This is a genomic window from uncultured Tessaracoccus sp., from assembly GCF_947255005.1.
GTDB lineage: Bacteria > Actinomycetota > Actinomycetes > Propionibacteriales > Propionibacteriaceae > Arachnia.
Genome location: NZ_CAMYFI010000008.1, coordinates 12,585 through 38,900, shown reverse-complemented (window position 1 = coordinate 38,900; position 26,316 = coordinate 12,585). Strand labels below are relative to the sequence as shown.

Genomic DNA, 26,316 nt, shown 5'->3' with positions numbered 1-26,316 from the left:
TCACTTGAGACGAGCCGCGTGCATGGCCTTTCTGATTCTCTTCGCCGATACCGGCACCGACGTGCGCAGCTGCTGGGCGAACACGCTCACTCTGAACTCCTCCAGCAAGAACGCAATCTCCTCTACCTTAGGCCGCAGTGGGCCGGGCGGTTCCGCGTCGGTGAGCATTGCGTACTCTTCCTCGAGCTCCTCTACCTGCAGCGCCTCACGCGCGTCGCGACCTGGGTTCGCCTGCGCCGCCTGCACACGCGCTGCCGCTGCCTCGCAGTAGCGCGGTAGATGGCTTAGCCACGGGTCGGGCGTGAACGACAAGAAGTTGGTGAACAGCAGGTTGTCAAGCTGAGTGGTGACGTCGACACGCACGGGATGATCGTCAGGAAACGATCCCAGCGCGAGTCGGGTTCTGGCAGCTGCGGCGAGTGCCTCCGCAGCGATAGACACCACCTGCTGGGTACGCTCAGCTTGCCCTTGGCGCACCAGCTCCGCCACCCGTTCGAACGTCTCGCGGTCACGCACATTAAGGGCCGGGCCGTGCGCCTCGGCAAGCTGTTCGCTCGCTTTCAGCCAAGCGTCAGCGAGCAGATCGGGCACGCTTCGGTAGGGAGAGTCCGCCAGTGCCAGCTTCTCCGTCTTTGTGAGATGCGCCACAACCCACTTCGTGGGATTGGGGTTCACGAGGGTGAGGAGCCGACGCAGTCCATGCACGTGCGCCCGCTCGGCTTTCTGCTTCGTTTCCGCGACGGTAACCCCCACCGTTGTGCCTTCATCGGCGAGCGACGGGTACCCCACCACACCTTTCCCCAGACTCGTGGTCGTGGGGATCGGGGGGAACGCCCACGACGTCGCCCCCGACTGGGCGATATCGTCGGCCACCTTCGTGAGTTTCTTCGCCACCTGCTGGGAGAGCTTCGTCTGCAACTGTTCGAGGTCGTCGCCACGAGCAATCTCTTTACCGTCGTCGGTGACGATGAACGTCGGCTTGAGGTGGCTGGGAATAGAATCCACGCGCCACGCATCGGCATCGATAGGGACTCCCGTGAGCGTGGTGAGCGCGCGCCCGAGGGTTTGGGTAATACTCCCCTGCCCCAGTTCCTTACGCTGTTCCAGCAATTCAAGGGCGCGCCGGGCGAAGTCCGGGGCGGGTACGAAACTCGTGCGGGTCTGCTTGGGCAGGGAGCGGATCAGTTCCGTTGCGAGCTCCTGGCGCAGCCCCGGCACGAGCCAGGAAAACGGCTCTGGGGTGAGCCCAGCGAGCTGCTCCATGCGGATGGTGATGGTGGCTCCGTCGTCACGGCGTCCGGGCTGGAAGACATACCGTACCGGGAGTTTCGTCGGCCCCACGGTGAATTGCTCGGGGAAATCGGAGGGCTTGAGCTTTGCGTCGTCGGAGATGCAATCTTCCACACGCAGTGTTGGCCACTGCTCCTTCGGCGTCGAACGCAACCATTTGTCTAGCGTGGAGCCGGAGAACACGTGCTCGGGGAGACTGCGGTCGTAGAAGGCGTACAGCGCGTCATCGGAGATGAGCAGGTCGGGACGGCGCATCCGGTCGGTAAGCTGTGCTCCGCGCTGGAGGGCCTTCTTGTTGGTGCTCACCAAGGGGTTGCGTGTCTGCCAGGAGCCCTCCACCAATGCGCTGCGGATGAAAATATCGCGCGCCTCCACGGGGTGGTTTCGCGCGTAGTTCGTGGTGCGTCCGGCAATCAGCGGCACCCCGAACAGCGTGACACGCTCACTAGCCACCACCGTCGCGGTGCGCTGCGCGAAGCGAGGCTCTGAGAGCGTCTTGGTCACGAGTGGGCCTGCGATCTGTTCCACCCACTCGGCGTTCACCGCGGCGACGGTGCGCCCCCACAACCTGCTGGTTTCCACCAGCTCGAAGGCGACCACGAGCGGCGGCGTCGCCTTGGCGAGGCATGATCCCGGTTGGATCGCGAAGTGCGTGCCTCGTGCGCCCAAATACTCCTGAAGTGGGCGACGTTTGCCGCGCTCCGGCTTGGATTTCTCCGGTTCTGCGAGCCCGATGTTGGACAACAACCCCGTAAGGAGCGCCTTCAGTACCTCCGGCATCGCCCCTTCTGCGTCAGCGGGAAGCCCGAGGTCTCTCGTCACTTCCTTAAGCTGGCTCACAAGCTCTTCCCACTCGCGGAAGCGCACGAAGTGGAGGAACTCGTCGCGACAGAGCCGTCGGAACTGGTTTCCAGAGAGCGCCCGGCGCCTCATTCGCAAGTAGCCCCACACGTTGAGCAGCACCTCGAAGTCGCCACCTTCCGGCGCCTTCTTGCCCAGTTCCTCCCCACTATTCCAGAAGCGGCGGTGGAGTTCGTCTGCCTTCTGCTGATGTTCTAGGGGGCGTTCTCGGATGTCAGGGATGGTGAGGCCTGCGACGAGCACCAACACTTGCCGGAGACACCCTAGTCGGGCGCCCTCAATAATCATGCGCCCAAGACGGGGATCCACGGGCATGCGCGCCAGTTGGCGCCCGACCTTGGTCAGACGCACCGGTCCGCCTCGTTCACGCTCCTTGATCGCCCCGAGTTCTTCGAGGACGCGGATGCCGTCGTTGATTTGGCTTGTCACTGGCGCTTCGATGAATGGGAAGCGCTGGATGTCACCCAGCCCGGCTTGGGCCATGAGGAGGATGACGGTGGCGAGGTTCGTGCGCAGTATCTCCGGATCCGAGAACTCGGGTCTGGAGAGGAAATCTTCCTCGGAGTACAGGCGCACCGCCACTCCCGGCCCGATACGTCCGCACCTACCGGCACGTTGGTTGGCCGAGGCCTGGCTGATGGGCTCGATGGGAAGGCGCTGCACCTTGGTGCGCGTCGAGTAGCGCGAGATACGCGCGGTACCCGCGTCAACCACGTACCGAATGCCTGGGACGGTCACCGACGTCTCAGCCACGTTCGTCGCCAACACGATCCGCCGCAGCGAAGAGGGCTGAAACGCCCGAGACTGGTCACCTGCCGAGAGCCTGCCGAACAACGGCACCGTCTCCACACCGGGAAACCTGAGCCCATCGACGGCTTCCTGCGCATCGCGGATTTCCCGCTCGCCGCTTAAGAACACCAGCACATCACCCGTCGACGATTCGCGGATTAGGTCTCCCACAGCTGCCGCTACCTGATCGATCTCGTCCTCACCCTCGAGGGGCTCTCGGTATCGCACCTCGACGGGGTACGTTCGGCCAGATACCTCCACGACGGGGGCACCGCCGAAGTGTTCCGCGAATCGGGCGGTATCGATCGTGGCGGAGGTGACGATGACCCGCAACCCAGGGCGTTTCGGCAGGAGTTGTTTCAAGTATCCGAGGAGGAAGTCGATGTTGAGGCTGCGCTCATGGGCCTCGTCGATGATGATGGTGTCGTAACGACGAAGCTGCTTGTCATGGGTGAGTTCGTTCAGCAAGATACCATCGGTCATGAGCTTGATGCGCGTGGCTTTGCTGGCCTTATTCGTGAAACGAACCTGATAGCCAACAAAATCGCCGAGCTCCTCGTCGCACTCCTGGGCGATGCGTTGCGCTACCGTGCGCGCAGCGAGGCGTCGGGGCTGGGTGTGGGCGATGCGTTTGCGCCCGGCGAGTAGACAAATCTTTGGCAGCTGGGTGGTTTTACCCGAACCTGTCTCACCCGCGACCACAACCACCTGGTGTTCCCGGATGAGCTGTGCAATGTGCTCCGCCTCGGCGGCGATGGGAAGGTCGGGCGCGACGGTGAGCGTCGTCACGCCGCCACGTACAGCGGACACAGCGCGTGAGCCAGCAGCCCACGCATCAGCCCGCCTACCTGCACACCCGGAATGGACGAATCGGTGATGCCGAGCACGAGGAGGTCATAGTTGCTGGAGCGCGAAACGAGTTCGTTGATGGGGCTATCCGCCACGACGATGATCTCGAAATCAACATCGGGGTACTGCTCGGCGAGCGGTGCGGTGAGGGCTTCGAGGCCACCCTTGGCGAACACTATTTGTTGATCCAGGTCTTCAGGCGACAACTTAGGCCCGAAAATACCGACGGGCGGCTGGATGACGTGCACAATCTCCAGCTTGGACTTGTGCAGCAGCGCCTGCTGGAACCCTGCCTCGAGCGTGGATTTCGAGCCCGGGTTGGTGTTCACAGCGACGCCAATGGTCTTCTTATCTCCCACTTCGTCGGGGTTGGCCGCAGAGGAAATCACGACGACGGGGCACGCCGCGCTGGTGACAACGGCAACCGAGGTGGAGCCAACGAACATGCGTTCCAGCCCGGATGCGGCGCGACGCCCAAGCACGAGGAGCGAAGCGACTTCGGACAAACGCGTCAGCACGCCGCCTGGGGACCCCATAATGACTTCCGTACGAACACGCTCTTCTGGCAGGCCCACCTCGATGGCACGCTGTCTGGCTACGTTGTTAGCCGTAATACCCGCTTCGTGCAGCACCTCCGGGTCGTACACCACGCCCCAGGCGCCTGCCATGAGCGTGTCGTCGACGGCGTTGGCGAGCAGAAGTTCTGCTCCGGTGAGCAGCGCGATGCCAGCGCCGTATCGAACGGCGCGGAGAGCGTCGTCACTGCCATCGACACCGACGACGATCAGGTCATGTTCACTCATGGTGGTCTCCGATCTTGTTTCCGGATAGGGCGCGTCCTGACAGGCCTTGTTCGGTGATCATGATGCCGAGTGTGCGCCCGTCGGCAAGCCAACTGGAAGGCACGGCATCGCGAGGGGCGGGCCCTGTGGTGCCGCGCAGGAGCACGCTCCACCCGTTCGCCACTTCCTCATCGATGTAGTCGATCTGAAAGGCCACGTCGACGCCTTCAGCCAGTGTAGACAGTGACGATGTGGGGCTGGTGTGGAACACCACGTGGCCGTCTGCCAGCCGGAAATTCACCGGCATGATAGTGATTCCATCGCTGCTGTGCCACGCGATGCGCCCATATTCGATCTCTTCGAGAAGCGCTCTGCAGTCGGTCTCGGAGATCTCAGAAAAGTACGCGCCGTCTGAGTCCATAGCGTCCACCTTAACGGTTACGCGCTGGGGAAGGTTGTGCGTCCCCCCAGCTTGTCGGCAAGGTCGTCGTCGATCCAATCCGCGACCTGGCTGATGACGCCCAGTACCTGCCGCAGATGCGCCGGCACAAATGGCCTAGCCAGAACGGAAGCTTGGACGTAGACGCGGTCTTTATGCAGCGCGAATCGCCCGTAGCGCAGCTCCACGTTGAGATCGTTGAGCACCTCGCAGGCGCGAGAGCGTCCGGACACGTCGTGCACCAGTGGCGAGAACACGACGATCTCGTCTGCGTCAGGAGTCGAGCGAAGGAAGATCATGGCGGAGCCCATACGAATAGCCACGTCCCCGTCTGGATCACGCATAGGCGGGTGGCCCAGAATCTGGCGGAGCTGCTCATCGACGAGCCTGTCCAGGTCAGCACTGTTCGTCGGCACGATCGCCACTTCCTCGGGGCCGGATGGCGGGCGTGGCTGATCTGGCCAGCTCTCGGTACCGCGAAGAATCTCTTGCAGATGGTCTGGCTCGAGGAAGACGGGGTGGATGACGTCGAAGATTTCCTGCAGAGTGCTAGTAGTGAGCGCGGCGAGCGAAAGGGTGTCTTCCTGGTCACACGACGCGTGGTAGCGCTGATCGTGCTCATCTGGTTCTTGCCATCCCAGCTGAAGCAGCGTCGGTTTCTCTTCCTCTGAGGGATCGAGGTGCCCTGGAGCGGTGATTCCACGGAGGATCACAGCGGTGATGTGCGATCCGTCGGCGGAGAAACGGATGGCTGGCACGTCGTCGTCGACGATCCCTCGCGCCACGGCGATGGTGAGGTCTGACGAGTCGTCCATCACGGAGAGCACCTCGCCGAGGTTGTTCGTGAACGAGTCCCATGCGCCTGATGTGGCACCGTCGATATCAAAGTTCTCGAGTTCCATCATTCAGCTACCTTCCTGCCTCTCCAACCTAGCAGTGCGACTCACGGTGTCCTGGCGGAGCAACGATACAATTCGCAAGGCGCAACCGCCTTAGCAGACGCAGGCGGGCCACTATGAGCGAATTGAGGTGAGACGCATGGCTGAAAGCAAACCCCTTCTGGGGTTGTTCGGGCGAGGGAAGAACGATGCTGCGGCGCAGGCACAGAACGTCGTTCACGCCGAGCACATTACGAGAAACCCGGCCGACTGCATCGTTGACGCAGGGATCTATGTCGACGGGGTACGCGTTGCCACCCCCACCACCTTCGACGAAGCCTTCCGAGCGCTCCAAGACACCCCCGACAGCTTCGCCTGGATTGGTCTTCATCGCCCCGGCGCCCCCGAAATGGAGATCCTCGCCCAGGAGTTTGAGCTGAACGAGCTCGCCGTGGAGGACACCATCGTCGCCCACCAGCGTCCCAAACTGGAGCGCTACGAGGACACGCTGTTTCTGGTGCTTCGCGCCGCGCGCTACGTCGATCGAACCGAATCGGTGGAATTCGGCGAAATCCATGCCTTCGTGGGTGAGCGCTTCGTCATCACCGTGCGCCACGCTGATACCCCCGACCTCAAGCCTGTACGCCAGGAGCTCGAGGCAAACCCGGACATCCTGAGCCAAGGGCCGAGCATCGTCTTGATGCGCCTGCTCGACGTGGTCGTCGACCAGTACATGCCCGTCGTGTACGGGATCGACAACGACATCGACGAGATCGACGCTCAGGTGTTCACCGGACACAGCGGCGTCTCGAAACGTATCTACCAGCTCACTCGCGAGGTCATTGACTTCCAGCGCGCGGTGCGCCCCGTCGGGGCCGTCATCACGACGCTGCGCCACGACCGCGTGTTCTACCGAGCCGACGACTCCATGCGCCAGCAACTGCGCGATATCGAGGATCACATCGTGGCCGTCAACGAGCGTGTTGAATCCATGCGTGACGCGCTCGTAGGGGTGCTGAACCTCCATCTGGCGCTGCAAGCCCAGGTGAGCAATGAGGAGATGGCCAAGATGAGCGAGGCTGCATTGAAGCAGGGCGAAGATACCCGGCGCATCGGCGCGTGGGCTGGCGTGCTGTTCGTCCCCACCCTTGTCACGGGTATCTATGGGATGAACTTCAACAACATGCCTGAGCTGCACTGGGAGGCGGGCTACCCACTATCCTTCGCTGTCATGTTCCTTGCAGCCTTCGTCATGTGGGTCATTTTCAAGACTCAGAAGTGGCTCTAGTCGAAGGCGTCGAAGCGCCGTGCCGCACCCTTGTCTGCGGACTGCGCCAGCGCACCGTAGATGCGCAGCGCGCGTGACACCTGACGTTGCCGGTGCTTCGGGCGCCAACCCGCCGCGTCGGCCTTGCGTCGACGCTGCGCGAGCTCCTCGTCGTCGACCTCGAGCTGAATAGTGCGGTTGGGGATTGAGACGGTGATGCGGTCTCCGTCCTCGACGAGCCCGATGGCGCCACCTGCCGCCGCCTCGGGTGACACGTGCCCGATCGACAGACCCGACGAGCCGCCCGAGAAGCGCCCGTCAGTGATGAGCGCGCACTTCGGACCGAGCCCCACGCCCTTGAGGTACGACGTCGGATACAGCATCTCTTGCATCCCCGGCCCACCGCGGGGACCCTCGTATCGCACGACGACGAAGTCGCCCTCCTTCACGCGTCCGTGGAGGATGGCGTCGACCGCTTCCTGCTCACTCTCCGTGACGACGGCGGTGCCGCTGAACTCCCACTGTTCCTCGGGGACGCCCGCCGTCTTCACGATGGCACCGTCCGGAGAAAGGTTGCCCTTCAACACCGCGAGACCGCCGTCGGCGGTGTAGGCGTGCTCGACGCTGCGGATGCAGCCTTCCTTGGCGTCGGTGTCGAGTGATTCCCACCGGTTGTCGGTGGAGAAGGCCTCGGTGGTGCGCACTCCCCCGGGTGCGGCGTGGAACAGCTGGGTGGCCTCCGACGTCGCTTTTCCACCGCGAATGTCCCAGTCGTCGAGCCAGTGCTGAAGCGACTCGGCATGCACGGGCTTCACGCTGTGGTCGAGTTTGCCTGCCCTGTTGAGTTCGCCCAGCAACGCGGGGATGCCACCGGCGCGGTGCACGTCTTCCATGTGGTAGCGCTCGGAGTTTGGCGCCACCTTTGCCAGACACGGCACCTCACGGCTGATCTCGTCGATGTCGTCGAGGGTGAAGTCGACGCCTGCTTCCTGCGCCGCTGCGAGCAGGTGCAACACGGTGTTCGTCGAGCCGCCCATAGCTACGTCGAGCTTCATCGCATTGGAGAATGCCGCCTTGGTTGCCACTGACTTCGGCAGCACCGACTCGTCGTCGGCTTCGTAGTAGCGCTTCGCCAGTTCGACGATCAACTCGCCGGCCTGCTCGAAGAGGGCCTTTCGGGATGCGTGGGTGGCGAGGGTCGACCCGTTGCCGGGCAGCGCCAGACCGATGGCCTCGAGCAGGCAGTTCATGGAGTTCGCGGTGAACATGCCCGAACACGAACCGCAGGTTGGGCACGCGTTCGCTTCCAGTTGGGCCAGCTCGTCGTCGGAGACGGCCTCGTTGACAGCGGCTGACATCGGATGGATGAGGTTGAGGTTGGAGGTCACCGTCCCGTCATCCTTCGCCACTGCCTTACCGGATTCCATCGGCCCGCCTGAGACGAATACCGTCGGGACGTTGAGCCGCAGCGCGGCGAGGAACATGCCCGGGGTGATCTTGTCGCAGTTGGAAATACACACCAGGGCATCGGCGCAGTGCGCGTTCACCATGTACTCGATGGAATCGGCGATGAGCTCCCGGCTGGGAAGCGAGTACAGCATTCCGCCGTGCCCCATGGCGATGCCGTCGTCAACTGCGATGGTGTTGAACTCGCGCCCGATGCCGCCGGCCGCGCCAATCGCGTCGCTGACAAGTTGACCCATGTTGCGCAGGTGGACGTGGCCAGGCACGAACTGGGTGAACGAGTTGGCTACCGCGACGATGGGCTTACCGAAGTCTTCCGGTGCGACACCGGTCGCCCTCCAAAGCGCGCGAGCCCCTGCCATGTTGCGGCCATGCGTGCTGGTTTTCGACCTCAGTTCATGCACAGTTGCTCCTCATGTGACGACGTCCTGCTGTGTGCCAGGGTAGTCGGAAGGCATCTCCTCAAGCGGGCGGTGCCCACATTCGGACTAGTCGACGAGGGGATCGACGGTCTGATCAACGTTGCCGAAGCGACCGTCTTGTAGTGCTTCCTGGTGTTCTTTCTCTGCTTCATCGACGGCGCTGATTGCCTGCTCCGTCCCGTCGGGCCCCGGTGATCCGTATCCCGCTTCGGCGTGTTCGTCGAGGACTTTCTGATAGTGGTCATTCGCGGCTTTGTATTCCGTAGTCGCCTTATCGGCGTACTCATCCGCTCGATTACGGATATTGTCAGCTACACCCGGATCCGCATGTCGGAGGTTGAAGTCCTGGGCAGTCGCGTGATCCCTATTCGCGGCCCTTTGGTAATCGCGTGCTTTGCTGAAATGCTCCGCCCCCGTGGCGTTCGACTTGTCCCAGCTCTTCGCGTGCTGGCTGGCCTGATTCGCCCGTTTGCTTGCGTTCGCGCTCATGCTCGCGAGTTTGTTGCTCAACTCTCCGAGCTTGCTGCTGAGCTTGCTCCCCTTGCCTGCCAGTTTCGAGCACTTGCTGAGCAGCTTGGCGAATATTCGAGAGACTTTCGCGAACACGAGGGCTACCTTCGCAGCTGCCCACGACATGTAGGCAGCAACCGCCGTGCCAAGCGAGGGAACGGCCGCGAGCGCCGCCATGATCCCCTTACTCACCAGTTCGTTCATGAGTTCCTTCAACACGGCAATGACGAGCTCTTTCGTTGCTGCAACCACGACGCCGAACGCGTAGGTCAGGTTCGCGATAGCTTCGAATGCCTTGGACAGTCCCTGCTGCGTGCGAATCACGAGCTCCGTTGCCGTTCGAAACGCGTCCCGCGCCATGCCCTCCCAGCTTTGCAAGGCTGGATTGATGGCGGCAACCAACGCATTCGTTTGGTCAATGATGCCTTGCGAGACCTGCTTGTACATATCGCCCTGCGCCCGGACTTCCTCGGGGCTGCCTGACACCAGCTCGATGCTTTTCTTCACGGGCGGCACGTTGGCAATAATCCAGTTATAGATGGGATCAAGCAGGTTGCCGACAATCCACTTCACGGGATCGACGAACGCCCCCAGCAAATCGAGACCCGCACCTACCGGCGCAGTGATATCACCTACGGACAGGTGCCCATCGCCCCACTTTTCAGCAACGGAAGTGTATTCGCCGAAGAACGATTCTCCCCACGGGGCTGTAAATTCAGTCATCTCAGATCTCCTGGGCGAATTCGTTGCACGCGCGTGCAACGTCGTCTTCAAAAAGGTCGTACAGCTCTGCGGTGTCTCGCAGCATGGTGCCCATGACACGATCAGACTGGGCGATGCCGGAAATCAGTCCCTGCGCGGCAGCGTACGTCGCCTGGGCGAGCACATTTCCTACGATGCTTGACACGAGGATTCCGCACATGACCGGCGACGGTTGTGAGATGCCGCCTTTGAGTCCATCGACGCCATCCGCGACGGCGTCGATGCCGTCGGATGCGCTGCGCAACGCATCGGTGTTCACCTTGAAATCCGTCATCGTTGGTCTCCCATCGTGGTGATAGTTCTCACGTCGAAGTCGGCTACGGAGGTGCCGGCGAGCAGGGAGCGAACCTCCGCGTCGGCCTGCGCAGTGGCTTCTTCCAGTGTTCGCAACACGTCGGCGGCGAGCTCCTCCGGTGTGCGACGTGTCGCCCCTGTCCAAAACTCGATGCGTAGCACGTTGCCCCATGCTCCAACTGTCGCGCTCAGCTCATCGCTTCGCACCGTTGCCTGCACCGTGCGAAGTTGCTCGCCCGCCTGCGTGATGCGCTCAGCAGTTGCGGCGATATCTCGCCGGATAGCCTCGTCCAAATCTTCCCCGGGCCCAACTTCGGGCAGCGACGGCACTTCTCCTTGGGCGGCCTTATCGTGCAACGCGGAGAGGGGATCGTCGGCATCGAAAATCTCGTCGAGGAGCCGATCGAACTCTGGGTCTGGGGGCAGATCGTCGACGGTAAGCGTTCCCTGTTCGACGGGTTCCTCCGGCCCGTCCACGACGACGGCATCGGGTCCTCGTTGTTCTGCAATATCCGCGGGCACGGAGTCGAGCACTGCGCTGCGTACATCAGCGTCGATGACCGACGACGCGGTGGCGCGGTTGGCTCGCTCACTCGCCTCGTGAATGGCCTGCATAGTGAAGTTCGTGAGCGCGGCGATGCCTACCTGATCAGGCTCCTGAGTAAAGACGACCTTCCTTACGCTTCCTTCTGGAGCGAGTGTGATTTCCACTGGCCCTTTGCGCGCCCAGCCTTCAGCTTCCTCGAGTGCCCCCCCCTGGGTGTCGGCTCCCCGGCTCAGTGCTTGCGAGCGGCGCACGAGATCACTGATGACTGCTTCGGCGTCGGCATCGAAGTGTTCGTAAACCATGCGACCACGCTAATGCGAGCCTCTGTTCATTCGGTGCGAATTTCGGGCCCTTGCGACGAACATGAGCCCAGGCACTCACTCGCTTTCACAGTGTGCTGCAGAGACCAAGGTATGGTGGCGCGTTTGCCATATTGGGCGCGAGTTATGCTCGAGGTAGAAGAGGAAGGACCAATCATGAAGATTCAAGACAACGGCCCGAAACCCAATGCGTTCGATATTGAGACAGCGACTCGTGAGAACCGCAACTACCGCACCACCGCATGGACCGGCAAGTACCTCCAGGTGACGCTGATGTCCATCGAGCCAGGCTCCTCCATCGGCCTCGAAGTGCACCCCGAAACCGACCAGTTCCTCCGCCTCGACGCAGGCCAGGGACGCTGCGTGATGGGGCCGAGCGAAGATCAGCTCGATTTCCAGCAGGATGTGAGCGATGGCTGGGCGATCCAGGTGCCTGCGGGCGTGTGGCACGACGTGATCAACACCGGCGATGAGCCCATGCAGGTGTACGCCGTCTACGCTCCGTCACACCATGCGCAGGGGATTGTGCAGGAGACTGCGCAACAGGCTGAGCAGGACGAAGAGTCCGGTAAGGACGTGCCCCCGGAGTGGACTGTCCAGCCCGGCACCCAGGTTGCCGACGGGCACGCCTAGGTCATGTGCGATGCGTAGCCTGGTCGCGAGCAACCGCGATCAGGCTACGCGGCGTCGCGCGCGGGCAGTGCGCGACTAAGCGCAACCATGAGGACGACCAGCCCTGCGGTGATCGAGATGTGCCCCAGGCCGGCGATACCGGAGATCATCGCGTTCGATTCCTTGCCGAGTACGGTGAGGGAGCCGTGCCAGATCAACATTGAGGCAGTTATTACCACGCCAGCGTTGTAGAGCCAGAAGAACCATGAAAACAGTTTCGGGCTCCGCGAGATGCTGAACACCTTCTCCAACGCAAGCACGATGAGCGACGTCATGAAACCGAGCGCCAGCAGGTGCGTGTGGGCGACTCCGAGTTGCGTGAACTGCCCCTCCGGAAAGTCGTTCATCTTGGTGAATTCACGATAGAAGAGACCTGCGAGAAGACCAGCCGCCAGATAGCAACACGATGCGGTGAACAGTCGTTTCATGGCCGAGATGTCCTTTCCAAGACTGCGTCGTTGAAGTGGTTGAGCGGCATGCGCAGCTCACTGCCCATGCTAGGCCAACTTGCTTATGACTATGCGCTTCATGTTGGGCTTCCATCCGAAAGTCGGCGATTGTGCAATTCCTGGTAGCCTGAATCTCATGTGGCTGTGAAACCTGTCGTTATTGCCCACCCAACGTACGAGGTTTCCGCATGCCCACTACTTTCACCGCCCCTTTGCAACCCGGAGCGCATCTGCGCCTGGACGGACTCTCTAAGTCGTACCCGGACCGACGGGTGCTCACCGACATCAATCTGAGCGTCAGCCAAGGCGAACGTATAGCCCTCATCGGCGAAAACGGCGCGGGCAAATCCACATTGCTCCGCATTGTTGCTGGAGCCGAACAGCCCGATACCGGTTCCCTGGAGGTTCCCGGACGCATCGGCCTATTGTGGCAGGAACCTCCCTTCACGCTGACAGACACCGTCGACGACGTGATCGCGCAAGCACTGTCTGCACCCAGAGCCATCCTGAAGGAGTTCGACGCCGCCACTGCTGCTTTGGAGGGCGACGAGGCTTCCGCTGCGGAACGCTACGACCACGCCCTAGTGATGGCCACCCGACACGACGTGTGGAACCTAGAACACCGAGCCCAGATCGTGCTCGACGGCGTCGGCCTGTCGGGGCTGAGCGGCAGCCGTCGTGCGGGCGAGCTATCCGGCGGGCAACGTGCTCGACTGCAGCTCGCCTGGCTGCTGCTGAGCCGACCAGACACGCTCCTACTCGACGAGCCCACCAATCATCTCGACGACGCTGGCATCGATTTCCTCACCCAATCGCTGCTCGACTGGCCCGGGCCCGTGCTGTTCGCCAGCCACGATCGCGCGTTCATGGACGCCACCGCCAACGGCATCGTGGACCTCGACCCGGCACCTCAGCCTCATTCCCTGGTGAGCGAGGTTGCCGTCGACGGCCCAACCACTGGCATCGGCGTTACGCGATACACCGGTACGTTCAGCGAGTACTTCCTTGCAAGAGCATCGCAACGTGAACGCTGGCAGCAGCAGTACGAAGCCGAACAGACTGAACTCAAGACTCTAGCTCGGGCAGCCCGCGACAGTCACACCGTCGGTCACGAAGGCGCAGCTTCCCGAAGCGAGGTCAGAATGGCGAAAAAGTTCTACGCCGATCGAAACGCGACCGTGGTTGCTCGACGGGTGAATGACTTCACGCGTCGGTTCGAAGAGCTCAGGAGAGAGCAAATCCGAAGGCCACCACGTGAACTCGAGTTCCAGGGCCTCGATGTGGGCCGGCGCGGCACGCGCAGTGCCCCGCCCGTACTCGTCGCTCTCTCTGGGGCCGGGGTCACTCATCGGCTCTCCCCTACCTCGCTCACCATCGGCAGGCAGGACCGCTGGCTCGTCACAGGGCCCAACGGCGCAGGAAAGTCCACCCTGCTTGCGCTCCTCACAGAAACGCTACAACCAGATACCGGCACCATATCCAGATCCCGCTCTGCAACCGTCGGGATATTGCCCCAGGAGGTGGCGCTCAACCCTGCGCCCACAGTGGAACAGCTCTACATCGACACGCTCGGAGTCGAACTGGCCGAGGAGGTTCCGCTCACCAGCTTTGGACTCGTAGCACCCCGAGACTTGTCACGCACAGTCGGGCATCTGAGCACCGGGCAACAACGCCGCCTGGCGCTGGCCATGGTGCTGGCCAGCGCACCTGATCTATTGATTCTCGACGAACCCACCAACCACTTCTCTCTGACGTTGACCACCGTGATCGAGGAACAGCTGCCCAGCTATCCTGGCGCCGTAGTCGTGGCGAGCCACGACCGGTGGCTGCGACGATCCTGGACCGGTGAGCGGCTCGAGCTGGAGAGGGACCAGCGGCCGTTCCACGAATTAGCATTCGATGAGAGCCCCGCGCCGTCGCAGTGCACACATCCTCATCACGAGGGCGTTGTCTGCGGTGCGGGTCTGACAAATCAGACGAAGGGACACCACCAATGACCACCGTCCTCAAACCAGCCGTCACGTGGAACGGCGACACCGATCAACCCGCAAGGCTCGAAGAGAGTGTCGGCTACGAGCGCCCTCTCCAGTCGCTCGACGCCAAGAGTAACTTCGCATACTGCTTGTGGCATTACCCCGCCGACGCTGAGTTCGAGGCCCCCACCTGGCTTTCGCACTACCTTCAGTGCGCCGGCGCTGCCGAACGAATGACGGTTGAGCTCCGCGTCACCCACGATGACGGGTCCTACAACCACTGGGTGCTCGGCCGGGCGCCGCTCACTGGCGAAGAGACCGAGCGGGTCGTCTGGGGCCAGGGGCAGAGCATGATCCATCCAGAAGAAGTCTGGACCGCCGAGCAAGCAGCGCCCCTGTTCGAGCAGTACTCCCGTGAACGCACCATCCCCGACTGGGTTCATCGTCGTGAACTCGACCTTTGATCTGGCACTACCGATCACTGTGAGCAACAGCACCAGAGAGACGCAAGGGGCGTTGAGCGAGGCACATACCCCACGCAACGCCCCTGCGTCCACACGTTAGCTGCAGCCGCTGGTGGCGCCGCAACCTTCACAGGCGTAGCAGGAACCCGACGGACGCATCTTGGTGCCGCAGGTCATGCACAGCGGCGCGTCGATGGCGTGGCCCGTCATGTTCTCCAGCAGTTCCGCTGTCGTGTGGGCGTCGATGAGCGACGGCTGGCGTGCACCGTCGACGTCGAAGTTGTCGGCGTCGTCGTTGCGCAGCTGCTCGTACTCGGGCAGTGAGGACTCATCCTCTTCCGAAACGTATTCGCCGGTTTGGACATACCGGGCACGCTCAGCCGCGGTGTAGATGCCCAGCTCGGAGCGGTCGTCGAAGTCGAGGTAATCGAGCGCGAGACGACGGAAGATGTAGTCCATGATGGACTGCGCGATGCGGATGTCCTGGTCGTCGGTCATGCCTGCGGGCTCGAATTTCAAGTTGGTGAACTTCTGCACGAAACTCTCCAGTGGCACGCCGTACTGCAGACCGATGGATACCGCGATCGAGAACGCATCCATCACGCCGGAGAGCGTCGAGCCCTGCTTACCCAAGCGGAGGAACACCTCACCCAGGCGGCCATCATCGTACGACGACGACGTCATGTAGCCTTCGGCACCGCTCACGGAGAAGCTGGTGGTGCGCGACATTCGCGACTTCGGCAGGCGTTCACGCTTCGGGCGGTACACCACCTTTTCAACGATCTTCTCTTCCACCACCTTGGCGGATTCGCTCTGCTTCTTGCCGTCGGAGAGCGGCTGGCCCACCTTGCAGTTGTCACGGTACACAGCCAGCGCCTTGAGCCCCAGCTTCCAGCCCTGCATGTACACGTCGGCGATGTCTTCGACGGTGGCCGACTCGGGGAGGTTTACCGTCTTAGAGATGGCACCGGAGAGGAAGGGCTGGACCGCGGCCATCATGCGCACGTGACCCATAGGCTTGATGGAGCGTTGCCCCATCGCGGTGTCGAACACCTCGTAGTGACGCTCCTCCAAGTGCGGGGCGCCGACGACGTGACCGCGTTCGGAGATGAAGTCGACGATCTCGGTGATCTGCGTCTCGTCGTAGCCGAACTTCTGCAGCGCCCTCGGGATGGTCTGGTTCACGATCTGCATGGATCCGCCGCCGACGAGCTTCTTGAACTTCACCAGGGAGAAGTCAGGCTCGATGCCAGTGGTGTCGCAGTCCATCATGAAACCGATGGTGCCGGTGGGAGCCAGCAGCGAGGCCTGCGCGTTGCGGAAACCATCGGCCGCGCCGAGTTCAATAACCTTTGCCCATTCGCGCGACGCTGCGGCGTGAATGCCTTGATCTTCCGGCAACGGCTTGAAGCTCTCGTTGGCAGCCTGGTGCTTACGCATGACCTGCTGGTGCGCGTCGGCATTCTCGGCATACCCAGCATACGGGCCAACCACTGCGGCGAGCTCTGCGGAACGTCGGTATGACGCGGCGGTCATCAGCGACGTGATGGCAGCGGCCGTTGAGCGGCCACCCTCGGTGTCGTAGCCCTTACCTGTGGCCATGAGCAACGCGCCAAGGTTGGCGTAACCGATGCCGAGCTGGCGGAAGTTGCGCGTCGTCTCACCAATGGCCTGCGTCGGGAAATCCGCGAAGCAGATGGAGATATCCATGGCGGTGAAGATGAGCTCCACCGCCTTCACGAAGCGCTCAACGTCGAACGTGCCGTCGGCGTTCAGAAACTTCAGCAGGTTCAGCGATGCGAGGTTGCAGGAGCTGTTGTCCAGGCTCATGTACTCCGAGCAGGGGTTGGACGCTGTGATGCGGCCAGTGACTGGGTTCGTGTGCCAGGCGTTAATGGTGTCGTCGTACTGAATGCCCGGGTCAGCGCACTCCCACGCCGCCTTGGCGATCTTCTCGAACAGCTCCTTGGCATCCACTTCTTCGATGACTTCACCAGTGTGACGAGCCTTGAGACCAAACTTGCCCCCGGTTTCGACTGCCCGCATGAACTCATCGTTGACGCGCACCGAGTTATTGGCGTTTTGGTACTGCACCGACGTGATGTCCCTGCCACCGAGGTCCATGTCGAAGCCCGCATCACGTAGCGCGCGGATCTTGTCTTCCTCGCGGGCCTTCGTCTCGACGAACTCCTCGATGTCGGGGTGGTCGACGTCGAGCACCACCATCTTCGCCGCCCGACGGGTAGCGCCGCCTGACTTGATGGTGCCGGCGGATGCGTCTGCACCGCGCATGAAGGACACCGGGCCGGACGCGGTGCCGCCGGAGCTCAGCAGCTCCTTCGAGGAGCGGATGCGGGAAAGGTTGAGGCCAGCGCCGGAGCCTCCCTTGAAGATGAATCCCTCTTCCTTGTACCAGTTGAGGATGGACTCCATGGAGTCGTCGACGGAGAGGATGAAGCAGGCGCTAACCTGCTGCGGCGATGAGGTGCCGACGTTGAACCATACAGGAGAGTTGAACGCGAAGACCTGGTTCAGCAGCATCCAGGTGAGCTCTTCTTTGAAGATCTTGGCATCGTCTTCAGTAGCGAAGTAGCCGAATTCGCGACCGGCTTCGACGTACTTGCCGACGACGCGGTCGATCAGCGTCTTGAGGCTAGCTTCCCGCTGCGCGGTGCCTACGGCTCCGCGGAAGTACTTGGTAGTGACGATGGTGGAGGCGTTGATGCTCCACGCTTTGGGGAATTCGACGCCATGCTGTTCGAAGACAGTCTCGCCCGTCTTCCAGTTGGTCTGCACGACGTCGCGCAGCTCCCACTCTTGCTCGTCGTAGGGATGCACGCCCTCCGTCGTGAAAACTCGCTCAATCGTGAGGCCGCTGGGCGCCTTCTTCGTCGCGCGTGCTTTGCCTGCTGTACGCCCGCTGGCGCCTTTGGTGGCGTTCGCCGTCATCTCTTATTCTCCCAATTAGCCGATGAGTGGTTCTTGCATCGTGCTCCGGCTTCTTCTTCCGGAGCTACCTGGTGCCGAGTCCTTCAGCTGATCAGACCCGACATGGTTCATGTCGTCGATCTCGCGCACAAAATCGTCGACGGATTCGAAATTCTTGTATACGGACGCGAACCGCAGGTAGGCCACGGAGTCGAGCCGCGCCAACGGGCCAAGGATGGCCACCCCTACCTGGTCTGCGGGAATCTCAGCGACTCCGGCAGAGCGAAGATTCTCTTCCACTTCTTGCCCGAGTGCCGCGAGTTGATCGGGGGTGACGGGCCGACCTTGGCAAGCCTTGGACACCCCTTTGATGACTTTCTCACGGCTAAATGGCTCGACCACCCCGGAACGCTTCACCACTGTCAGGACCACCTGCTCCAGCGTGGTGAACTTCCTGTCACATGCGACGCAGACGCGACGTCGACGAATTGCGGAACCGTCCTCCGTGGCACGTGAATCTGACACTCGGGTGTCAGCATTACGGCAGAACGGGCAGTGCACTTCGAGGACCTTTCCAGTGTGATCGAGCGACCGAGCCAATTACACCCGACAACCCCAAAAAACACAAGCCCTTGAGGAATGACGTTGGTGTAACTACTAGATATAGGGCGTACGGTACGCAGCCACTAATAGAAGGTCAACACCGACGCGCGGGGTGTTTCACGGCTCGACGTGCGCCCAAGCGGCCGCATCCGAAGCATCCGGCGCGGCGTGCACGTCTGCAACCGCAGAGACATAACCCGCGACCCCCACAACACTGCCCGCGATGGCAATGAGCCCAATGGCGAGCGACTTGATGCGTAGACCCAGCTTCGGTGCCAGCATGCCAGCCGGGCGAACCACCGAGCGCTCAACGACGCACGATGCCACAGGTTGACGAACGAACCCGTGGCCGACACGTCGGGGATGCAGCGCAGGAGTGTGGAGAGCTGGACGCCCAGCCAGCGCGTACGAGCGACGGGAGAAGGCGCTCTTCGTTGCGGTGGTCATAGCGACTCCTTACATGGTGTCAAACGTTTGTTCGATTAGATGGTAGCGCATCCATGCGGGGTATGCAACATCTGTTCGATAGATTGCATTACCTCGACACTGGGAACTTCACCAAAGACCTCTGACAAAACTGCCAAACGGCCGACACGCACCCGCAAAGCTGCCATCATTTTCGAACATGTGTAGGGTATGTAGCATGACGACCCCGAAGAAACCACGTGGCAGCGGACGCCCCTCGCGAGCCGACATCGAAGCGGAGTTCGGCGCTGGGGGGCCAGTTGAACCCGGCCTCACCCCACGTGCGTCGAAGCTCCTGGGTATCATCCGGGAGTCCATCAACCGCCATGGGTATCCCCCGAGCGTGCGAGAGATGGCGGAGCAAGCTGGGCTTTCCTCGCCGTCGAGTGTCACCTACCAGCTGAAGGCTCTCGAGAAGGCAGGCTACCTCCGCCGCGATCCGAACCGCACCCGGGCCATGATGGTGATGGATCCCCTCACTGGCGAGCCCGAGACCGCTGCCGCCGCGGCGGAGCCCATCGACACCCCCGGCGCCGTATCTGCACCACTCGTTGGGCGCATCGCTGCCGGCGGACCAATCCTGGCGGAACAGCACATCGAAGACATCTTCGCCCTACCCGAACAGCTCGTCGGGCACGGTGAGTTCTTCATGCTCGAGGTGAAGGGCGACTCCATGATCGACGCCGCCATCTGCGAGGGCGACTGGGTGGTGGTTCGTCGCCAGCCCACGGCAGTCAACGGCGACATCGTCGCGGCACTGCTCGACGACGAAGCCACCGTGAAAACCTTCAAACGCGACGGCAACCAGGTGTGGCTACTCCCGCACAACGAACGATACTCGCCCATTGACGGCAACCACGCCACCGTCATGGGCAAAATCGTCGCGGTCATGCGCCGCGTGTAGCTCCAGGCTTCTTTACACGTTCGCAGGGGCGGGGAGCTCAGCAACGAGGTTGTTGGTCGATTGCTTCGCGTCGCCGAAGTACATCAGCGAGTTCTCCCTAAAGAACAGGGGGTTCTGCACTCCGGCATAGCCCGCGCTCATGGAGCGTTTGAACACCACGACGTGCTTGGCTTCCCACACCTTCAGAACGGGCATGCCCGAGATGGGCGAACCTGGCTCATTGGCGGCGGGGTTGACCGTGTCGTTGGCACCGATCACGAGCACGACGTCTGCGGTGCCGAGGTCGTCGTTGATCTCGTCCATCTCGAACACGATGTCGTAGGGCACCTTGGCTTCCGCGAGCAGCACGTTCATGTGCCCAGGCAGCCTGCCCGCAACCGGGTGAATAGCGAATGCCACCTCCGTGCCGTTGGCCTGCAAGCGGCGCGTGAGCTCTGCCACGGGGTACTGTGCTTGTGCGACCGCCATGCCGTAGCCGGGCGCGATCACCACCTTCTTCGCGTCCTGCAACAACCTGACGACGTCTTCCGTCGTCGCGGTAGCGTACTCTCCCATCTCGCCTTGTTCAGCCGGGGCTGTATCGCCGAATCCGCCCAGAATCACCGATGTGAACGAGCGGTTCATCGCCTTGCACATGATGTACGAGAGGATCGCGCCGGATGCGCCCACCAATGCGCCGGTGATGATGAGGATCGACATGTCGAGCATGAAGCCCGACGCGGCGGCAGCCCAGCCAGAATACGAGTTCAGCATCGAAATCACGACAGGCATATCGGCACCGCCGATAGCCGCCACCAGATGGAAGCCCAGGAACAGCGCGAGCACCGTCATGATGACGAGCGGGATGGACGACTGCGTGTTGCAGTACCAGAATCCCAGTGCGACCATCACGATCACATTGATGAGGTTCAGCCAGTGCCTGCCCGGTAGCATGAGCGGCTTGGACGCGAGCTTGCCGTTGAGTTTGCCCCATGCCACGAGTGAGCCTGTCAGCGTCACGGCACCAATGAGCACGCCGAGGTAGACCTCGATCAGGTGCAGCAGGTCTGCGCTCTCGCCGAGAATGTGCACGTTGTATCCGACGAGCACCGCTGCGGCCCCGACGAAGGAGTGGAGCAACGCGATGAGCTCAGGCATGCCCGTCATCTCGACCTTGCGGGCACGCCAAATGCCAATCAAACCGCCGATCGCAATGGCGGCGTAGAGCGCCACCGCCGACAGCCACTGAATGTTCTCGCCCACGATGTCGGTGTAGGCGATCGCAAAGTTCGTCGCGATGACCGCGAGCACCATACCCATGACGCCGAACGCGTTGCCGCGCTTGGCCGTTTCGTGTTTCGACAGCCCCGCCAGCGCGAGGATGAACATGATGCCGGAGAAGATGAATGTGGCATTGATGAAGTTCGTGAGGTACATCGTCAGCCCTTCCTAAACATGTTCAGCATTCGGTGGGTGACGGTGAAACCGCCGAACACGTTGATCGATGCGATGAGCACTGCGATGAAGGCGAGCATCTTCACCGCAACGTTGCCGTGTGCGAGCTGCATCATCGCGCCCACGAGGATGATGCCGGACACCGCGTTGGTGACGCTCATCAGCGGTGTGTGCAGCGCATGCGTAACGTTCCAGACGACGTAGTAGCCGACGATGCACGCCAACGCGAACACTCCGAACAAAGTCACGAACGAGCTGGGCGCGATGGTGAGCAAGGCGATCATCGCCGCAGACCCGAGCCCTACCATCGCGACGGGCACCCACCACGGTTTGGGTGGTTTCGACGAAGTTGCTGGCGTCTCGGGTTGCGCGGCGGGTGGTTGCGCCGTGGGTTGAGGTGCCGCCGACACTTGAATGGGCGGTGGTGGGAAGGTGACTTCCCCGTCCCGCGCGACGGTCATGGTGCGCACGACTTCATCGTCGAAGTCGATCACGATCTGGCCATCCTTGCCGGGCGTCATGAGCTGCAGCGCATTGACGAGGTTCGTCGCGTAGAGCTGCGAAGCTTGTCCTGGCAGCCGGGATGCCATGTCGGTGTACCCGATGATGGTGACACCGCCGTCGGTGACGTAGCTCTCACCCTTGCGCGTGAGTTCACAGTTGCCGCCACCGAGCGCTGCTAGGTCGACGATGACTGAGCCTGGCTTCATCGACGCCACCATGTCGGCAGTGATGAGTCTCGGCGAAGGCTTGCCCGGAATGGCTGCCGTCGTGATGATGATGTCCACCTCGGCGGCTTGCCGCGCGTAGAGTTCTGCAGCACGCGCGGCGTAGTCAGCGCTCGCTTCCTTGGCATACCCATCGGAACTCACACCTTGGTCGGCGGCGACGTGCAGGAACTCAGCTCCCATGGACTCGACCTGCTCAGCCGTCTCTGGGCGAACATCGGTGGCGCGAACGATGGCGCCCAGCGAGTTGGCGGCGCCGATGGCAGCGAGCCCCGCGACGCCCGTGCCCGCGACGAGCACCTTCGCAGGCGGCACCTTGCCCGCCGCCGTCACCTGCCCGGTGAAGAATCTTCCGAACGCATGCGCCGCTTCGATCACGGCGCGGTAGCCGGAGATGTTAGCAAGCGAACTGAGCGCATCCAGGGCCTGGGCCCGCGAGGTACGCGGCACCATGTCCATGCTCAGCGCTGTCACACCAGCTGCCGCGAGCTGCTCCGTGAGCGCGATGTCTTGGCGGGGACCGAGGAAGGTGATCAGCACCGCGCCTGGGCGCATCTGACCAATCTGTTCCGGCGTGGGAGCATTCACCGCGATGACGATGTCGCAAGGCCAGGCGTCGTCGACGATCGACGCGCCGGCGTCGAGATACGCGTGATCCTCGAATGACGCCAGCTGTCCGGCACCTGACTCGACGAGCACGTTGTAGCCAAGCTTTCGCAAGCCTTCCACGGATTTCGGTGTTGCCGCTACGCGCGCGTCACCCAGTTCCTTCGGTACACCAATATCCATGGTTCTAACCGTACCGACGGGCTCCCCCGCGCTGACACCGGGGCGGGGTTGGCACACCTTCAACCACTCATGCTGCACCCCGCAGACGTCGCAATGCATCGGATGCCACTTCGACGTCGTTGGTCGTCCAAAACTCTGGCATCGAGCGTAAGAGGAATGAGCCATAACGGGCGGTGGCGAGCCGCGAGTCGAGCACGGCGACCACACCGCGATCCGTCGAGCGACGAATCAAACGCCCGGCACCCTGGGCCAAGAGAAGCGCCGCATGTGTGGCGGCCACCGACATGAACCCGTTACCACCGGCGTCGCTCACCGCCTTCTGCCGAGCTTGCATGAGAGGATCGTCGGGGCGGGGAAAGGGGATTTTCTCGATGATGACCAGTTGGCACGTCTCCCCCGGCACGTCAACTCCTTGCCACAACGAGAGGGTGCCGAACAGGCTCGTTTCGGGATCTTCAATGAATCGGCGGGTGAGTTCCGACAGTTGCGCATCGCCTTGGCACAACACGGTGAACGACGGCAGCGCCTTGCGCACGTAGTCAGCAGCGTACTCCGCCGAGCGTCGGGAGGCGAAGAGCCCAAGGGTTCGCCCGCCTGCTGCCCAGACAAGTTCCGCAATCTGTTCCTTCATGGCCTCCGACATACCCTCTCGATCGGGTTTCGGCAGCGAGTTCGCCACGTACAAGATGCCCTGCGTGCCGTAGTTGAACGGCGAACCTACGTCGATGCCTTTCCACTCCAGATCGGAAGGAATCAAGCCGATCGAACGCGCAACCGAGTCGAAGTTGCCGCCTGGCGAGAGCGTCGCCGACGTCAGCACCGTCGTCGTTTCTCCGAACACGTGTTCCCGCAACAAGCCAGCCACGTTGAGGGGCGCGACGAACACCGCTCGCCCCACCACTTCGGATTCAGCCACCCACACCACGTCGGCGTCGGCGAGTGCGGCGATGCGGCCGGCGACGTCGTAGATCTCACGCACTGCGCCCAGCACCTGAGATTTCTCGGCGTCATCCTTCGCCGTGCCCATGGCCGAGACTACCTTGCGCGCCACATCGCGAACCAGCGCCGCGGCGCGCGTGATCTCCAGGTTGGCATCTAGCACGCGCCCCACGTCAGCACTGGCGAGGGCCTCGCGAAAGTCGTCGGCAACTTCAAGAAAATCGGCGCCCAGATCGTCATTGACGTGATCGAGCGCGCGCTTAGCAGCCCGTTCGATGATGCCCGGAGTGAGCTCGTCGGTCGCGGCGTTGGTGATTCGGCTCACCAGCTCGTGCGCCTCGTCGATGATGACTGCGTCGTGCTCGGGCAGCGCAGTACCACCGTGCATCGCGTTGATGGCCAGGAGCGCGTGATTCGTGACCACCAGGTCGGCTTCACGGGCTTGCTCGCGCGACAGCTCAACCCGGCACTCGTCGATGAACGGGCACGAAGCGCCTAAGCATTCGCGGGTGGGGATAGAGACCTGCTGCCACGCGAGCGGGGTGTGCGCGGGGGCATCGTCGCGGTCAGCCAGCCCGCCCGATTCCACCTGCTCCTCCACCCACTCGCGCAGCCGTAGCACCTCGGAACCCGTGTCGCTCACCTGTACCGTCTCCGAGCCCAGTAGCGCCGACTGGTCTGGTTGCACGCCGTCGCGCGCCCGGTAGAGGCAGGCGTAATTGGTGCGTCCTTTCAGGATGGCGGTACGCGGGCGTTCGCCTGTGGTGCGCTCCATGGCGGTAAGCGCCGTCGGGATGTCCTTCGTCGCCAGCTGTGCTTGGAGGGCGAGGGTGGCCGTCGCTACGACAATGCGCTCACCCGTCTCGGTCACGCGATGCAGTGCGGGAATCAGGTAGCCGAGCGACTTCCCCGTACCCGTGCCCGCCTGCACGAGCAGGTGTTCCTGAGTTTCGAGCGCGGCTCCCACCGCCTCCACCATCTCTTGTTGCCCGGCGCGCGTCTGCCCGCCGAAGCTCGCAACAGCGGCTTCCAGCACATCGAGGGAGCTAACCATGGCGCATCAGCTCGTCGGCGAGATCGGGCTTCGCGAGGCCAATGATGTGCGTGCCCTGCTCGATGTGCTCGATGCTGTGGATGAGGGCCTCCTTGTGGACTCGGTCGACGAGATCGCCGCGCGAGTACGGCACTACCACGTCGACGGGCACTTCCGGCTTCGGCAGACGCTCGGCGATCACCTCTCGAAGCTCATCGATGCCGCTGCCGGTGCGTGCCGACGTGACGACGGCCTCCGGATAGTTTGCACGCAACATCATCAGGGTGGTTGCATCCGCGCGGTCAGCTTTGTTGAACACGAGTTGTTCGGGCACCGAACTCGCACCGATCTCGCTCAGCACCGTGCGCACCGCATCAATCTGCCCCTGCGGCGCGGGATCTGACGCATCAACGACGTGCAGCAGCAGGTCTGCGTCGACAGATTCCTCCAGCGTAGAGCGGAAAGCCTCCACCAGATCATGCGGCAGGTGGCGCACGAACCCGACGGTGTCCGTCAGCGTGAACACACGTCCGTCATCGGTCTGAGAACGCCGCGTGGTGGGGTCGAGCGTGGCGAACAGGGCATTCTCGACGAGCACGCCGGCGCCAGTGATGCGGTTGAGCAGTGACGACTTCCCGGCATTCGTGTACCCGACGATGGCGACGCTGGGCACGGCGTTACGTTTACGCTCGGCCCGCTTCGATTCGCGCTGCTGCTCCATCTCGTTCAGCTTGCGACGCAGCTGGGCGATGCGCGCGCCGATACGCCGACGATCCGTCTCAATGCGGGTTTCACCTGGCCCGCGACCGCCGATACCTGCGCCGCCTGCCGCGCGCCCGCCTGCCTGGCGCGACAAGTTGCCGCCCCAACCGCGCAGACGCTGCTTCATGTAGCCCAGCTGTGCCATCTCCACCTGAGCTTTGCCCTCCGCCGACTTCGCGTGCTGCGCGAAGATGTCGAGAATCAACCCCGTGCGGTCCACTACTTTGACCCCAATGCGGTCTTCCAGATTGCGCAGCTGCGCAGCCTCGAGTTCGCCGTCGCAGATCACCGTGTCTGCACCAGTGGCCTCCACCACCTCGCGAATCTCAGTCACCTTGCCGCTGCCGACGTAGGTGGCTGGGTCAGGTGTAGAGCGACGCTGGACGAGCGCGTCGAGTACCTGCGAGCCAGCGGTTTCGCTCAGCAGCTTCAGCTCAGCCATGGCGTTGTCTGCATCGGCTTGCGTGCCCGACGTCCACACGCTCACCAGCACCACCCGCTCGAGCCGCAGCTGGCGATACTCGACCTCGGAGATGTCGCCTAGCTCGGTGGACATACCAGCCACGCGTCGAAGCGCATGGCGATCCGCAAGGTCTTCTTGGGCGCCGTCGAAGGAGAAATCGTCATTGGTCGTCATGATTGGCATATTCTCTCAGCCACCACTGACAGCTCCAAGCGGGCACAGAAAAACCTGTGGAA

Annotated in this window: 21 protein-coding genes; 5 read left to right on the top strand and 16 right to left on the bottom strand. The window is 62.5% G+C overall.

Annotated features, from left to right (window positions below):
• Genes hrpA through Q0X61_RS03185 form a run of 4 tightly spaced genes read right to left on the bottom strand, consistent with a single transcriptional unit; the run spans nucleotide 1 to nucleotide 5,915 of the window.
• Complete coding sequence (gene hrpA / locus Q0X61_RS03200) at nucleotides 1-3,750, bottom strand: ATP-dependent RNA helicase HrpA (protein WP_297740285.1); 3,750 nt, start codon at nucleotides 3,748-3,750, stop codon at nucleotides 1-3.
• On the bottom strand, nucleotides 3,726-4,592 hold the full coding sequence (locus Q0X61_RS03195) for a universal stress protein (RefSeq protein WP_297740283.1): 867 nt from the start codon (nucleotides 4,590-4,592) through the stop codon (nucleotides 3,726-3,728). Before Q0X61_RS03195 ends, hrpA begins: the two co-directional genes overlap by 25 nt.
• Complete coding sequence (locus tag Q0X61_RS03190) at nucleotides 4,585-4,992, bottom strand: pyridoxamine 5'-phosphate oxidase family protein (RefSeq protein WP_297740281.1); 408 nt, start codon at nucleotides 4,990-4,992, stop codon at nucleotides 4,585-4,587. The genes Q0X61_RS03195 and Q0X61_RS03190 overlap by 8 nt, the downstream gene beginning before the upstream one ends.
• 17 nt (nucleotides 4,993-5,009) lie before the next feature.
• Entirely contained in the window at nucleotides 5,010-5,915 is a 906-nt protein-coding gene (locus Q0X61_RS03185) for a T3SS (YopN, CesT) and YbjN peptide-binding chaperone 1 (protein WP_297740279.1), read from the bottom strand.
• A 133-nt stretch (nucleotides 5,916-6,048) separates the two neighbouring features.
• Here Q0X61_RS03185 and Q0X61_RS03180 point away from each other — a divergent pair, with 133 nt between their 5' ends.
• A complete protein-coding gene (locus Q0X61_RS03180; RefSeq protein WP_297740277.1) occupies nucleotides 6,049-7,176 on the top strand; it encodes a magnesium and cobalt transport protein CorA in 1,128 nt (375 codons plus the stop codon).
• Here the strand turns inward: Q0X61_RS03180 and ilvD are convergent.
• The 4 genes from ilvD to Q0X61_RS03160 form a co-directional block, all read right to left on the bottom strand.
• Nucleotides 7,173-9,023 carry a dihydroxy-acid dehydratase gene (ilvD, locus tag Q0X61_RS03175; protein ID WP_297740275.1) on the bottom strand — a complete coding sequence of 617 codons (1,851 nt, stop codon included), beginning with the start codon at nucleotides 9,021-9,023 and terminating at the stop codon, nucleotides 7,173-7,175. The two genes, Q0X61_RS03180 and ilvD, sit on opposite strands and share 4 nt — an antisense overlap.
• A gap of 84 nt (nucleotides 9,024-9,107) precedes the next feature.
• Entirely contained in the window at nucleotides 9,108-10,274 is a 1,167-nt protein-coding gene (locus Q0X61_RS03170) for a WXG100 family type VII secretion target (RefSeq protein WP_297740273.1), read from the bottom strand.
• A gap of 1 nt (nucleotide 10,275) precedes the next feature.
• Nucleotides 10,276-10,587, bottom strand: coding sequence for a hypothetical protein (locus tag Q0X61_RS03165; protein ID WP_297740271.1), 312 nt, complete (start codon nucleotides 10,585-10,587; stop codon nucleotides 10,276-10,278).
• A complete protein-coding gene (locus tag Q0X61_RS03160; protein ID WP_297740269.1) occupies nucleotides 10,584-11,456 on the bottom strand; it encodes a hypothetical protein in 873 nt (290 codons plus the stop codon). The genes Q0X61_RS03165 and Q0X61_RS03160 overlap by 4 nt, the downstream gene beginning before the upstream one ends.
• A gap of 174 nt (nucleotides 11,457-11,630) precedes the next feature.
• Here Q0X61_RS03160 and Q0X61_RS03155 point away from each other — a divergent pair, with 174 nt between their 5' ends.
• Entirely contained in the window at nucleotides 11,631-12,107 is a 477-nt protein-coding gene (locus tag Q0X61_RS03155) for a cupin domain-containing protein (RefSeq protein ID WP_297740267.1), read from the top strand.
• A gap of 44 nt (nucleotides 12,108-12,151) precedes the next feature.
• Here the strand turns inward: Q0X61_RS03155 and Q0X61_RS03150 are convergent, their stop codons facing one another.
• A complete protein-coding gene (locus tag Q0X61_RS03150; RefSeq protein WP_297740265.1) occupies nucleotides 12,152-12,574 on the bottom strand; it encodes a DUF2871 domain-containing protein in 423 nt (140 codons plus the stop codon).
• A gap of 209 nt (nucleotides 12,575-12,783) precedes the next feature.
• Between Q0X61_RS03150 and Q0X61_RS03145 the strand changes: the two genes are divergently transcribed.
• Both Q0X61_RS03145 and Q0X61_RS03140 read left to right on the top strand, forming a co-directional pair.
• Nucleotides 12,784-14,592, top strand: coding sequence for an ABC-F family ATP-binding cassette domain-containing protein (locus Q0X61_RS03145; protein WP_297740263.1), 1,809 nt, complete (start codon nucleotides 12,784-12,786; stop codon nucleotides 14,590-14,592).
• Entirely contained in the window at nucleotides 14,589-15,032 is a 444-nt protein-coding gene (locus Q0X61_RS03140; protein WP_297740261.1) for a hypothetical protein, read from the top strand. Before Q0X61_RS03145 ends, Q0X61_RS03140 begins: the two co-directional genes overlap by 4 nt.
• Nucleotides 15,033-15,128: 96 nt before the next feature.
• On the opposite strand, the gene Q0X61_RS03135 is transcribed toward Q0X61_RS03140, so the two are convergent.
• The 3 genes from Q0X61_RS03135 to Q0X61_RS03125 all read right to left on the bottom strand — a co-directional run bounded on the left by Q0X61_RS03135 (nucleotide 15,129) and on the right by Q0X61_RS03125 (nucleotide 19,010).
• Entirely contained in the window at nucleotides 15,129-17,981 is a 2,853-nt protein-coding gene (locus Q0X61_RS03135) for a vitamin B12-dependent ribonucleotide reductase (protein WP_297740259.1), read from the bottom strand.
• 15 nt (nucleotides 17,982-17,996) lie between these two features.
• Nucleotides 17,997-18,521 (bottom strand): transcriptional regulator NrdR, encoded by a 525-nt coding sequence (gene nrdR, locus Q0X61_RS03130; RefSeq protein ID WP_297740257.1) that lies wholly within the window; start codon nucleotides 18,519-18,521, stop codon nucleotides 17,997-17,999.
• Between the two features lie 159 nt (nucleotides 18,522-18,680).
• A complete protein-coding gene (locus tag Q0X61_RS03125; RefSeq protein WP_297740255.1) occupies nucleotides 18,681-19,010 on the bottom strand; it encodes a hypothetical protein in 330 nt (109 codons plus the stop codon).
• 196 nt (nucleotides 19,011-19,206) lie between these two features.
• On the opposite strand from Q0X61_RS03125, the gene lexA reads away from it, so the two are divergent.
• The gene (gene lexA, locus Q0X61_RS03120) at nucleotides 19,207-19,932 is read left to right on the top strand and encodes a transcriptional repressor LexA (protein ID WP_297740253.1); all 726 of its coding nucleotides are present in this window, start codon (nucleotides 19,207-19,209) and stop codon (nucleotides 19,930-19,932) included.
• Nucleotides 19,933-19,944: 12 nt separating this feature from the next.
• Here the strand turns inward: lexA and Q0X61_RS03115 are convergent, their stop codons facing one another.
• The 4 genes from Q0X61_RS03115 to hflX all read right to left on the bottom strand — a co-directional run bounded on the left by Q0X61_RS03115 (nucleotide 19,945) and on the right by hflX (nucleotide 26,254).
• Nucleotides 19,945-21,348: an NAD(P)(+) transhydrogenase (Re/Si-specific) subunit beta gene (locus tag Q0X61_RS03115; protein ID WP_297740251.1), complete on the bottom strand. Its 1,404-nt coding sequence runs from the start codon at nucleotides 21,346-21,348 to the stop codon at nucleotides 19,945-19,947.
• A gap of 2 nt (nucleotides 21,349-21,350) precedes the next feature.
• On the bottom strand, nucleotides 21,351-22,883 hold the full coding sequence (locus Q0X61_RS03110; RefSeq protein WP_297740249.1) for a Re/Si-specific NAD(P)(+) transhydrogenase subunit alpha: 1,533 nt from the start codon (nucleotides 22,881-22,883) through the stop codon (nucleotides 21,351-21,353).
• Nucleotides 22,884-22,950: 67 nt separating this feature from the next.
• Entirely contained in the window at nucleotides 22,951-24,876 is a 1,926-nt protein-coding gene (locus Q0X61_RS03105) for an ATP-dependent DNA helicase (protein WP_297740247.1), read from the bottom strand.
• Nucleotides 24,869-26,254 carry a GTPase HflX gene (gene hflX, locus Q0X61_RS03100; protein WP_297740245.1) on the bottom strand — a complete coding sequence of 462 codons (1,386 nt, stop codon included), beginning with the start codon at nucleotides 26,252-26,254 and terminating at the stop codon, nucleotides 24,869-24,871. The genes Q0X61_RS03105 and hflX overlap by 8 nt, the downstream gene beginning before the upstream one ends.
• Nucleotides 26,255-26,316 lie beyond the last annotated feature (62 nt).

Coding starts and splice junctions, on each gene's coding strand:
- Q0X61_RS03195 (WP_297740283.1), bottom strand. CDS start 4,592: ATGAGTGAACATGACCTGATCGTCGTCGGTGTCGATGGCAGTGACGAC.
- Q0X61_RS03190 (WP_297740281.1), bottom strand. CDS start 4,992: ATGGACTCAGACGGCGCGTACTTTTCTGAGATCTCCGAGACCGACTGC.
- Q0X61_RS03185 (WP_297740279.1), bottom strand. CDS start 5,915: ATGATGGAACTCGAGAACTTTGATATCGACGGTGCCACATCAGGCGCA.
- Q0X61_RS03180 (WP_297740277.1), top strand. CDS start 6,049: ATGGCTGAAAGCAAACCCCTTCTGGGGTTGTTCGGGCGAGGGAAGAAC.
- Q0X61_RS03170 (WP_297740273.1), bottom strand. CDS start 10,274: ATGACTGAATTTACAGCCCCGTGGGGAGAATCGTTCTTCGGCGAATAC.
- Q0X61_RS03165 (WP_297740271.1), bottom strand. CDS start 10,587: ATGACGGATTTCAAGGTGAACACCGATGCGTTGCGCAGCGCATCCGAC.
- Q0X61_RS03160 (WP_297740269.1), bottom strand. CDS start 11,456: ATGGTTTACGAACACTTCGATGCCGACGCCGAAGCAGTCATCAGTGAT.
- Q0X61_RS03155 (WP_297740267.1), top strand. CDS start 11,631: ATGAAGATTCAAGACAACGGCCCGAAACCCAATGCGTTCGATATTGAG.
- Q0X61_RS03150 (WP_297740265.1), bottom strand. CDS start 12,574: ATGAAACGACTGTTCACCGCATCGTGTTGCTATCTGGCGGCTGGTCTT.
- Q0X61_RS03145 (WP_297740263.1), top strand. CDS start 12,784: ATGCCCACTACTTTCACCGCCCCTTTGCAACCCGGAGCGCATCTGCGC.
- Q0X61_RS03140 (WP_297740261.1), top strand. CDS start 14,589: ATGACCACCGTCCTCAAACCAGCCGTCACGTGGAACGGCGACACCGAT.
- Q0X61_RS03135 (WP_297740259.1), bottom strand. CDS start 17,981: ATGACGGCGAACGCCACCAAAGGCGCCAGCGGGCGTACAGCAGGCAAA.
- Q0X61_RS03125 (WP_297740255.1), bottom strand. CDS start 19,010: ATGACCACCGCAACGAAGAGCGCCTTCTCCCGTCGCTCGTACGCGCTG.
- lexA (WP_297740253.1), top strand. CDS start 19,207: ATGACGACCCCGAAGAAACCACGTGGCAGCGGACGCCCCTCGCGAGCC.
- Q0X61_RS03115 (WP_297740251.1), bottom strand. CDS start 21,348: ATGTACCTCACGAACTTCATCAATGCCACATTCATCTTCTCCGGCATC.
- Q0X61_RS03110 (WP_297740249.1), bottom strand. CDS start 22,883: ATGGATATTGGTGTACCGAAGGAACTGGGTGACGCGCGCGTAGCGGCA.
- Q0X61_RS03105 (WP_297740247.1), bottom strand. CDS start 24,876: ATGGTTAGCTCCCTCGATGTGCTGGAAGCCGCTGTTGCGAGCTTCGGC.
- hflX (WP_297740245.1), bottom strand. CDS start 26,254: ATGACGACCAATGACGATTTCTCCTTCGACGGCGCCCAAGAAGACCTT.